Annotated in this window: 5 protein-coding genes and 1 pseudogene; 4 read left to right on the plus strand and 2 right to left on the minus strand. The window is 57.9% G+C overall.

From position 1 onward, the window contains the following. The first annotated feature begins 389 nt into the window (after positions 1-389). The 4 genes from GIW79_RS12935 (at position 390) to GIW79_RS12950 (ending at position 9,383) form a co-directional block, all read left to right on the plus strand. Positions 390-1,325 (plus strand): helix-turn-helix domain-containing protein, encoded by a 936-nt coding sequence (locus GIW79_RS12935; RefSeq protein WP_003191111.1) that lies wholly within the window; start codon positions 390-392, stop codon positions 1,323-1,325. Between the two features lie 529 nt (positions 1,326-1,854). Next, positions 1,855-2,760 (plus strand): tetratricopeptide repeat protein, encoded by a 906-nt coding sequence (locus GIW79_RS12940; protein WP_057977319.1) that lies wholly within the window; start codon positions 1,855-1,857, stop codon positions 2,758-2,760. Positions 2,761-3,094: 334 nt separating this feature from the next. Beyond that, the gene (locus GIW79_RS29810; protein WP_127882160.1) at positions 3,095-3,298 is read left to right on the plus strand and encodes a hypothetical protein; all 204 of its coding nucleotides are present in this window, start codon (positions 3,095-3,097) and stop codon (positions 3,296-3,298) included. Positions 3,299-3,800: 502 nt separating this feature from the next. Then, positions 3,801-9,383 carry a DUF3320 domain-containing protein gene (locus tag GIW79_RS12950; RefSeq protein WP_236452756.1) on the plus strand — a complete coding sequence of 1,861 codons (5,583 nt, stop codon included), beginning with the start codon at positions 3,801-3,803 and terminating at the stop codon, positions 9,381-9,383. A gap of 356 nt (positions 9,384-9,739) precedes the next feature. Here GIW79_RS12950 and GIW79_RS12955 read toward each other — a convergent pair. Further along, a pseudogene (locus GIW79_RS12955) lies at positions 9,740-9,862 on the minus strand (IS5/IS1182 family transposase); the annotation flags it as partial. A gap of 63 nt (positions 9,863-9,925) precedes the next feature. Beyond that, positions 9,926-10,717 carry a hypothetical protein gene (locus GIW79_RS12960; protein ID WP_198834041.1) on the minus strand — a complete coding sequence of 264 codons (792 nt, stop codon included), beginning with the start codon at positions 10,715-10,717 and terminating at the stop codon, positions 9,926-9,928. Positions 10,718-11,076 lie beyond the last annotated feature (359 nt).

Below are 11,076 nucleotides of genomic sequence, written 5' to 3' on the forward strand. Positions count from 1 at the left end.
GATGCATGGCGTGCCTCATCAGCGGGGTATGAGCTGCTGCGAGGTGGAAATTATGCCGGCAGAGAAGGCCGCGCTTTGTTAGGCGAGACAACCGCTTGGTTGGCAAAGACAGTCCTGCTACGGAGGTTCACCTGTGGTCTGCGCTGGTGCACACGTGCTGATGGCGTGATGTGATGTGCGCTTAAACGGGCATAGGCGCGAGACCTGTGGCGAGGGAGCTTGCTCCCGTGACGGCCTGACAGCCGCCTCCCTCTATCTGACAGCCGTCGGTGCAAATGTGGAAGCTGGCTTGCCAATGCATTTGGCGTGTTAATTGCTTCGATGGCTGACAATCGGCCGCACGTTACAACTTCTCGAGCGCCTATTGCATCGTTGTCGAGGTCAGCGTCATGAACCCGAACACTCAGTATTCGACCCTTGCCGTCCCTGCAACACGTCGGTTTGATTATTGGAAAGAAGTGGTCTGTCGTCATTGCCTGGCGGCCGATAGCAAACCCTTGTCCCAGAGCCGCTTTGATGGCTCGCTCACCCTTAATACAGTCGGCGCGCTGGACATCTGTACGCTGTCTTCGCCGCTGCATTACTGGGAGCGTTCCGAGCAGCACCTGCGCAGCGGTCCGGCCGAAGATTTATGGTTGGGTTTCGCTCGAAAGGGCCATGGGCAAATCGAACAAGGCTCAAGAAAAGCCAACCTGGCGACGGGCAACTTGTTTCTTTATGACGCAACCCAGGCGTTTCGCTTCAGCCTGGGTGGTACCGAAAACCACTTGATCCGTATTCCCAGAGCGTTGCTCACCGAACGCCTGCCGCGTATTGCCGAGTACACCGCGATGGTCCTCGACGACCGGCGCCCAGGCGTCGTGCCCTTGCGTGAAATGCTGCACCAGGCCGCGAGCACGCCTGCGTCGCTGCAGGATGAGCGCATCTCGAATCGTTACTCAAGTGCTGTGCTTGATCTGCTTGTAATCAGCCTGGAACTCCAGGACCTGAAAACCAGCCATCAGGAAATGGACCTCTACGGCCGCATCATGCAGTACATCCAACGCCACCTGACCGAGCCGGACCTGTCGATTGAAGCCATCGCCAAAGCCCACAATGTGTCCACCCGCACCGTTACTCGGGCCTTCGCACGCTACCAGAAAACCCCCGTTGCAGAGATCTGGAAAGAGCGCTTGAATGCCAGCCGAGAAGCAATCGAGCGTGGCCAGGTACGCAGTGTGTCCGAAGCGGCGCTGGACTTTGGGTTTTCTGATTTCTCGCATTTCAGCCATGCGTTTCGCAAGGCGTTTGGCGTGGCACCGAATACGCTTTTACGCCGCGATTGAATTGCAAGAAGGAGCGCTTGTGCCGGGTAGCGAGCCTCTGAAAAGTCAGGAATGAAAGAGGCTATCCGGATCCCCGCAAAGCATTTTGATTGGGCTCCAGGACAATGTTTTCAGGTCGATAACGCTTTTGTTTGCCCTCATTCGCATCGAGTGTGCGATTGATCGCCAATGGCGATTTCCGAAGGACTCCAGTCTGGCAGGGGCTGGTACTCAGTGTTTTTCTCTCGCAGGGATCGTTTTTGTGGTTTGGCCGAGAGTCTTGAGCTTATCGGTCAGCATCATTCGTTCAGTGCAGCACCGAGTGCAGCCAGCGCTACGGCATTGCGATTCGATATAGCGGGACGAGGTTGCTTCGGCGTGATCGCCACCGTGAGCGCCCCTTCTACGGCAGCTGTAACCGCGTGCGCCTGAGTGCCAGTGGGTGGTTGCACGGGTGTCTTTCCTCCAGCAAAAGCCACTATTTGGGCGATATTCTCTGCTCAAAGGCTGGCATAATGCCTTGCTTTTACCGCAAGGACGCACGGACGCCATGTTAAAACCAGCCTACCTTCTTTTGTTTTTCTTCACCCTCGCCGGCTGTCAAAGCCTGCTTCGACCTGCTGATTACGATTCCCTCCACGTTGGCTTTCGCTGCATGGGCCTTGCTGGTATAGAGCCCTTCAACCGAGACAACTTGCGTTATATCGAACGCTTCGCCGGTTACGGCAACGCCACCTGCATGGCCATGCTGGGCAAGCTGTATCAGGAAGGCGGGCACGGCGTCGATCAGGATTTTCGCAAGGCCCGTGCCTTGTTCGTAGAGTCCGCCAAGATTAAACCGGCCACCAATGTGCTGCTGGGTCAGATGGCCGAACGCGGCGAGGGTGAACCCGTGGACTATGCCAAGGCGCGCCAGTTCTATCGCCTGTCTGGCAACAATGCCGTGCTGGCGCTGGGGCGTTTAATGGAGGAAGGCAAGGGTGGCCCGCAGGATTTGCCTGGCGCCTTGGCACTCTATCTGGGCGCAATCCGTTACTGTGGCGACGAAGAGTGGCAAGCCATGAATCGTCTGCGTCTGGCAGGACAACCGCTGACTGAAGACCAAATGAAACGTTATCAGCAAATCTGGCTGACGAGTTTTCTCAAGCTGCAGACTCGGCGGCTGGCTGTCCGGGAAGTGTTTGAAGCGGTCAATGCCACGGGCGAGAAGAAGAGCGTGCGGCTGTCCTATCGCTTCACGTCAGACAGCGGTACGCCGAAAGTAACGATGCTCACAGGTTCGGGCGACGCGAATGTCGACGCATGGGTCATGAAGGCCGCGTCGCAAATCACAATGGGCAACGCCGCGCCGCTGACCGACAGTTCGGGCGTGCGGGAGATCGTGGCGCCGCTGGTCTTCGTGCCTCAAGACACCCAGCGCATGATGGGGTTCTGCGGGAGAAAGCCCTGCGGTTGACGGGTTTCTCGCGATTTGTAGCGCTCATGAATATCTGCACGCTGAGAGTCCAACATGGAGAAGGCCAGGGTGCGGTCAACTGCTTCCAAGAGGTCTCGGTGCACCGCGTCGTCGAATGGAGTGGATGAGTTTCCCAGGGATGAGAAGGGGCAGAAATGATCAGCTAAACAGCCTGCCACATGGTCCCTATAAACTTTCGGGATCGCCAAAAAACATTTTGACTTGGCCCTAGCGCAGTATTTTCAGGTCGGAAAAACTAAACTATGCCCCCAGTTGTGCCCCACGTAGCGCGGGATATGCGGGCGATCGAGATTTACGATCTCTGAGGCAATCAATGCGCCCAGCCAAGAAACACCTGCTTGCGCACCACAGCGAACTCAAAAAACGCATCAGCGAGAACACCCCCAACGCAGCTTTGAAGCGAATGGATTACGAGAGTCTTCTAACTGGCTACGGCATCCGCGGAACCATTTCGATAGAACTGAAAGAGATCGGCTACCCCAAGATCTGGGTAGATACGCAGTTGTTCCCATGCTGATCCGAATAAGGTGGGTTCGGCCTATAACCATGCCAAATATCTTGAGGACGAAGAAGGCCAAGTCAATCCAGTCGTCAAGCTCTGTCCGGGGGGATGTCGCCGAGGTCGCGATACAGTGAGCATGAGGAAAACCATAGTCATGCGTGGTCGTCCCTGGTTTTAACGGGTTGTGCGAAAACGTCGGCAAGGGCACACCGAGGACGGCGCACTAAAGCCTATCGAATGGTGTGACAGAGGAAGCGGCATGGACACACGTATCCAGCCCTCTACATAAATTGATTGCTCGACATCAAATCACCGCACTGGAAGTGCCTCCCAGTGGATTAATATGGATGCTATCTGGAACAGGCGCACGCAGTTTCGATGTTGGAAGGAGATTTCTGGTCGCAACTTGGCTCCTGGCCTTATCGGCAGCCAATGTATGTCCGCCCGAGATGCGAAAATAGACTGATCGCCCAATGAAGGGCTCGTTCGGCGGAAATTGTCCGCCAGGGACATGACGATGGACAGTAAGACAGAAGCAGCAACGCCCGACTCGACCATGGATGCATCGATTTTCCAGAGCGCGCTCCCCAACGCCGAGAAGCTTGAGCAGGCGCGTACGCAGTTGCTTGACCTCTCAGCGCGAAATCGACTCCTTAATATGCCGCGATCGAGCCGTACCTCGGCGATAGCGATCGTTGATGAGAAGACATCCGAGGTCTATCGCCTCCTCGTTCGGGAGGGAAAAGCGTTTACCTTCCTGGCCGGCAAGGCGGCAACTGATGAGTCCGATAATGATTCGGCAGCCGACGATGCAAAGCCGGCCAAAGACTCCGATGAAATCGACCAGCTTGCCCAACCCGACGACAGCGTCGACGAGAGGGGCGTGCTCACCCGTCACAGCGACACAAAACTCCAGACTCGCCTCACGGGCAAGGGTCTGCAAAAGCATCTGCTCGAGCTCTACCTGAACTCAAAGACACTCGAGGAAGAGCAGGGCGTCAACGTCCTCTTTGCTTCCCTTGGCGCCCTCAAGTGGATCGATCCGAACAATGCGGCCAACGTTCGCCATGCGCCACTGATCTTAATTCCGGTCGAGTTGAACCGCGGAACGGCGGGCGAGAAATTTCGACTCAAGGCCCGCGCTGAAGATGTCGCATCCAACCTGTCGTTGGAAGCGTACCTGGACCGCATCCACAAGCTTCGTATGCCCGCCTTCGAAGCCAGCGACAGCTTCGACATCGATGCCTATTTTGCAGAGGTCGCGGCTGCGGTGGCGGACAAGCCCCAGTGGGAAGTGCTGCCGGATGAGATGACCGTCGGGTTCTTTTCGTTTGCCAAATTCCTGATGTACAGAGACCTCGACCCTGCCGTGTGGCCCAAGGGCAACACACTCGTCGATCGCGCACTCATTAAGGGCCTGCTCTCAGACGGCTTCCCAGGTGGAGAGGGAATGCTCGACGAGAGCGCCAACATCGATCCGGTTATCTCGCCGGCGGACATGCTCCACATCCTCGATTGCGACAGTTCGCAAGCCATTGCCATCCATGAGGTGCGTCGCGGTCGCGACATGGTCATCCAGGGCCCTCCTGGCACCGGCAAGAGCCAGACGATCGCCAATATCATTGCTTCGGCTATCAAGGACGGCAAAACGGTCCTGTTCGTGGCCGAGAAGATGGCTGCTCTGGAGGTGGTAAAACGGCGCCTTGACGAAAAGGGCGTGGGCGATGCGTGCCTGGAACTCCATAGCAACAAGGCCAATAAGCGTGCGGTACTCGATGAGCTGCGACGCACCTGGGATCTCGGAGCGCCGAAGCCAGCTCCCACGGGAAGCCTTATTGCTCGCCTGACCGAAGCGCGGGACGAGTTGAACGGCCATGTGGCCCGGCTGCATGCCGTCGACCCAGCATCCAGTCTGTCCTCTTTCCAGGTCATGGGCCATCTCGCACGCCTGCGGCAAGCGGGGGTGATGCCCAATGATGTCGTTCTGGAGGGGATCGAAGCTTGGGGGGCGGATGGTTTCGAACGGCGTCATGCGCTTCTGAATGACTTGGTCACACGGATCGAGATCATCGGCAGACCCGACGACCACGCCTTTACCGGGGTGGGCATCGAAGCGATGCTGCCCACCGATCGTGAGCGTCTCGTCGCCCGTATCGAAACGCTGCGCGGCCAGCTCGAGGACGCCCGGCAGTATATGAATGCTACTGCCAGTTTGCTGGAAGCCCAGCCTCCGTCCAGGCTCGACGAACTGGCCGCTGTCAGCGCACTCGCCCTGCGCATCAGTGTGGCGCCTGTGCTTGATATCGACGCTATGGCAGATGACGGTTGGTCGAACGTATCGGCGGTCGATACATTGCTGGCGTTGGGTCATCGCTATGCCGCCTTGCGCCAGTCGCTGTCGAGCGAAGTCAATGTCGAGGCGTGGGACGAGGACACTCACGAAGTGCAGCAGGCGCTCACCGAATGCCCTGGTGACTTCGATGCGGACGCTGTTCGCCGCCTCTGCGCCGTCCGCGACGCCATCCCGGCGTTATTGCAGGCGGGCCGCGGTCTCGCTCACGCACTGGGCCGCGAATGCACGCCGACCGCTGGGGAATTTGCCCGCCTCGCCAAGATCGGCGAGCGGGTTGCAAATGCGCCACCGGCAAGCCCCGAAACGTTCGCTTCCGAGCTATGGGACGGCGGCGTAGAGCGGGCCGGGCAGATCGCCCAAACCGCTGCCGACCTCGAAGGGGTTCGTACGTCACTGGCAGGTCAGCTCCACGAGCTCGCCTGGGATATCGACGTAGGTCCCGCCCGCGCCGCGCTCGCGGCCAAGGGCACGAGCCTGTTCCGCTTCCTTAGTGGCGACTGGCGTGCAGCCAACAAGCTCATGCGCTCGGTCCTGGTTCAGCCCGCCCAACCTCTCCCGGTGACCCTGGCTTCTCTCGATACCCTGATCCGCGGTCAGGAAGCGCGGCGTGTGCTGCGCGATGAAGACGGCTTCGGCAAGGCTGCCTTCGCTGAAGACTGGCAAGGCGATCGCTCGGCCTCCGCGCCGCTGGTGGCTCTGGTTGAATGGATGCGGTCCCTGCGCGGGCTCGGGGCAGAACCCCGCCTTATCGCTTCCCGCGGTCCTGAGAAGGATGATGTCGCCCAGCGTTCGAAGCACGTAAGCCTTTTGCTCTCCCAGGTCGCTCCCGACCTGTCCGGCGTCCATACCGATTTTCTTGCACAGGCAACGCAGGTGTTCGGTGACGCCACCGCGCCTGAACAACTCGACCTCGAGTCGTTGTTGCAGCTCGCCGTCCGCCATACGAACGCCTGGTCGACGGCCAGCCGCTTCCTGATTCAGCCCCCCACCAGCGCAGCATCAGCCTGTGCCATTTTTGAAAGGCTGAACGCGGGACGCGAGGGGCGCCAAGGCGTACGAGATGGGTATAGCCTCGGCCACGCGCTGTTCGGCTCCGCGTGGCGAGGGCTTGACAGTGATTGGGACGCCCTATCGACAGCTGCTGGTTGGCTGAAAGTCAATGGAGACATCCGCGCGCTGGCCGGTCGAGTCAACGAGCGTGAGGCGCTCATTCCTCGCGCCAAGGCTCTTGACGAGCAGGCCGCGCATCTCGCCACGGCCTTCCACTCCATTGCAGATGAGCTGGCACTCGATCTGTCAGCCAGTGTCGGTGCGCCGCGGATCTATGAGGTGCATTTGGATTCCCTGGCAGCACGGCTATCACGCTGGGTTACCGAACAGGAAGAACTACACCGGTGGCTGGCCTATCGCGATCGTGCTGCACGAGCCATTCGCGACGGTTGCGCGGATGTCGTCGCCAGACTTGCCGATGGACGGCTATCGACGACGAGCGCGGTCGCTGCGTTCGAGTTCGCTTATTTTGAAGGGCAATACCGTCGGGTGCTGAAGGCTGAACCGGCTCTGGGCCGCTTCGATGGCGTCGCCCACGGCCATATCGTCCGCGAGTTCGCCGACCTTGACCGCCAGCGCATCGCAGCGGCGGCAGGCGAAGTCGTTCAGGCTCACCACCAGAATGTTCCTCGAAGGGACAGTGGTTCGATTGGCCCACTCGGGGTGCTTCGGGGGGAAATTCAGAAGAAGAAGGGTCACATGGCCTTGCGAAAGCTGGTCGAACGCGCGGCCCCTGCGCTCACCGCCCTGAAGCCGGTCTTCATGATGAGCCCGTTGTCGGTCGCGCAGTTCCTGCCGCCGGGCGCACTGGAGTTCGACCTGCTCGTGATGGACGAAGCGAGCCAGATCCAGCCGGTCGACGCCCTGGGTGCGGTGGCTCGCGCCAAGCAGGTAGTTGTGGTCGGTGACCCTCGTCAGCTACCGCCAACCAGTTTCTTTGCCAAGCTCACCAGTGGCGATGAAGACATCGACGAGGATGAGCCAACGAAGGTCGGCGATGTTGAAAGCATCCTTGGCCTGTTTACCGCACGCGGCCTGCCCATGCGCATGCTCCGCTGGCACTACCGTAGCCGTCACCAGTCGCTCATTGCGGTCAGCAACCGCCAGTTCTATGAAAACAAGCTGTTCATCGTCCCCAGCCCCTGGACTCAGGAGGGTGGGCGGGGCCTGCGCTTCCACCCTGTTCGGGATGGCGTCTTCGGTTCACCGGTCAAGAGCGTCAACGGGCCGGAGGCCAAGGTAGTCGCTGAGGCCATCGTCCAGCACGCCCGACTGCACCCGAAGCTGTCCTTGGGTGTAGCAGCGTTCTCCGCATCGCAAAGCCGCGCCATCTTCGACGAGCTTGAAGTGCTGCGCCGTGGTTTGCCAGCGGAGGTGGAGGCCTTCTTCAACCGCCGCAACAGTGAGCCGTTCTTCATCAAGAACCTTGAAAACGTTCAGGGTGACGAGCGGGATGTCATCTTCATCTCGGTTGGCTATGGACCGACCGTACCGGGCGGCAAGGTACCCATGCGTTTCGGGCCTCTCAACAACGAGGGCGGCGAGCGCCGGCTCAACGTGCTGATCAGCCGTGCCAAGCAGCGATGCGAGGTGTTCTCCTCGATCACCGATGAGGACATCGATCCCGCATTTTCCGCCAGCCGCAAAGGAATCGAGGCGTTCCGCATCTTTCTCCGCTATGCCCGCACGGGGAAGCTCGACACGGCGGCCGTCACGGGACGGGACTTTGATTCCATATTTGAAGAGCAGGTTGCCTCGGCTCTCGAATCTCGCGGATACAGTGTCCAGCGTCAGGTGGGCCTGGCCGGGTTCTACATCGACCTTGCGGTGACTGATCCGGAGCGCCCAGGTCGCTTCCTCCTGGGCATCGAGTGCGATGGCGCGTCGTATCATAGCGCCCAGTCCGCCCGGGACCGTGACCGTCTTCGCCAGCAGGTTTTGCTCGATCATGGCTGGAACCTCCACCGTATCTGGAGCACCGATTGGTTCCAGCGTCCACAAGAGCAACTCGACCTTGTCTGCCGGCAGATTGATGCGGCTCGTGCTGCGTTCGACGAGCGCGTAGTCGAAGAGGTCCTTTCAAAAGAGCAGGCTGTCGATGCAGCTGCCATCGAACGGGAGCTGAGGACGGAAGACGGTGATTTCACCTTCGAACCGTATGTCGAAGCGAACCCACAGCGGCCAACACATCGTTCGGAAGAAATCCACGATACCCCGACCGGCGTTCTTACCGAGATTGCGGTTGATGTTGTGCGTATAGAGGGACCCGTGCATGCCGATGAGGTCGTGTCCCGTATCCGTGACGCCTGGGGCGCCAAGCGAGCTGGCAGCCGGATTCAGGACGCCGTCGAAAGGGCCATCGATGTGGCTGTCCGCCAGAACTCTGTGGTGCGTGACGGCGTTTGGCTCGCCATGGCCAGCGCGCCTGTCGTTCCACGCGATCGTTCGCAGGTATCTTCACTGGCGCTCCGCCGGGCGGAGTACCTACCGGAGGCAGAACTTGCAGAGGCCATCGTCATCGTCGTAGCGCGTAACTTTGGCGCGAACCGCGATCAGGTCATCGAACGCGTTGCGCGCGCCATCGGCATCCGAGCTATCTCGGCTTCGGTACGAGAACGTGTGGCGGCGATGGTCGAGCACGTCGTCGCCTGTGGTCGTTTGGTTGATGAAGAAGGCCTCCTGAAGGTTCGGGAGTAGCTATTTTCTTGGGGGCGTCCTGACCGGTCCTAGAGTGTCATAAGACATTTGCGGTCGGTGAGGCGTCCGGCGACACGATGAGGACTGCTGGGCAGACCGTTATTTAGCGTGGAAATCTGAGCATCAGCCTTTCGTATGCGTAACCTCTGACAGGCACAACTTAAGGTAGGGAGAATGACAGTAGTGGAATATTGCGTTTTCTAGGGATGGTCTGAAGCACGCGACTATTCAGGCGTGAATACCCAAGTCAAGCTGAAATTTACTTGAGTGGGGACAGCAAATCAGAAAAACGGCCCGAAAAGACGCTTTTCAAACCCGTTTTTTGCCTTGCAGAAGGGCCATCGGGCCCATTTGTCTCAGGGCGGACGCACCTGTCCTGCCATGTCCAATAAACGTCGCCGCGACATCCATAGGTTCGACAAGGCAAACAAAGTGGTCCTATGTGCATGGTTCTTGGCCAGCCCGCGAAATCTCACCTCGGCAGTATGGGCTCAGCAGTTGATTGAGTGAGCACAACGTGCTAGCTCACTGCTTTGGGATTCTTAATCTTCGGTATTCCCCGAATTTTGACCCAGTCTGACTACCTTTTTGGATGCTGTGGCGTTTTTATACGCCCTCATCTGACCTGCCATCAAATTTTTGGATCGCTCGCTGTTCAGCTTATAAATTATTGGTACGGCACCTTGGTTGGGATGCGAATACAGGTCGAACAAGAACTGATCTTTTTTGATATGAAATTCGAGATGGTTATAGTTGAAGAAAATTGTGCCGTCTTTCAGGCACGTGGGGAAAGTTGTTGTCCAAATATCAGTTGGTGGTGAAACGCTAACCTCCAAATAGTAGCCTGCTGGGAAGTTAGGTGCGCCGTCCGACAGTAAATAGTCCTTGATGGCAAGAGAGTCTTCTTCTGGCAAGGATATAGAATTGTAGTTTGGCCAGCCCTCTTGCGATGCTCTCCAGATGATGCTGAGCGCAAGGTAGTAAATTTTCTTCGATTCTAGGCCTGGAACATCTTTAGCATAGAGGCTTGAGTCTTTAAGTCCCTTGAGATGATCATATATGATCGGCATTTCATTTGGTCTGGGCGCGATCAGCTTTGCGCAGTAGTCCTCTCCGTATGTGGAGAAACGGCCTTCGCAGTTTTTACCAAGCAGATACTGCGTCACCTGACGTCCGAGATTGTTCAGGCGATTGCCGTCCGTCTTGAACTGAGTTTTTGTCCCCTTTTTCTTCATTCGATCTATGTATTTATAAAAGTGCTTTGGCAAGAGATGGCTGTCTTGTAAGTCATGCTCATCGTCGCAAAGGGCACATGACTTCTCGTTTTCAGCCATCTTGAATCCTCAATAATGCTCGTATGGTGGTGATGTCGGAGAGTCAATCGGCTGCATGTTCACCGTTCAGCTGAAAGCCTCAGGCCAGTCTATCGACTCACAGAGAGTCCGGTCGGAGCTATCCTCATCAATAGTCTGCTCGGCCTTAAGCTGGGGGCATCCTTTTGAAACCATCCAAAGCATGCCCTCAGATATGCCCCAACGTAGCAATCGTCTGGAAGTGAATGGATCTCCATGGCCTATGAAAAGCCAGAAATAATCAGCTAAAGAGCCTGCCAGACGAAACCTAAAGACTCTCAGGGTCGCCAAAAAACATCTGAATCCGCGACCTCAACCACCGCTCCCCCGGATCATTATCC

Source organism: Pseudomonas sp. PA-7-1E (genome assembly GCF_021605325.1).
Classification (GTDB): domain Bacteria; phylum Pseudomonadota; class Gammaproteobacteria; order Pseudomonadales; family Pseudomonadaceae; genus Aquipseudomonas; species Aquipseudomonas fluorescens_BV.

Coding starts and splice junctions, on each gene's coding strand:
- GIW79_RS12935 (WP_003191111.1), top strand. CDS start 390: ATGAACCCGAACACTCAGTATTCGACCCTTGCCGTCCCTGCAACACGT.
- GIW79_RS12940 (WP_057977319.1), top strand. CDS start 1,855: ATGTTAAAACCAGCCTACCTTCTTTTGTTTTTCTTCACCCTCGCCGGC.
- GIW79_RS29810 (WP_127882160.1), top strand. CDS start 3,095: ATGCGCCCAGCCAAGAAACACCTGCTTGCGCACCACAGCGAACTCAAA.
- GIW79_RS12950 (WP_236452756.1), top strand. CDS start 3,801: ATGGACAGTAAGACAGAAGCAGCAACGCCCGACTCGACCATGGATGCA.
- GIW79_RS12960 (WP_198834041.1), bottom strand. CDS start 10,717: ATGGCTGAAAACGAGAAGTCATGTGCCCTTTGCGACGATGAGCATGAC.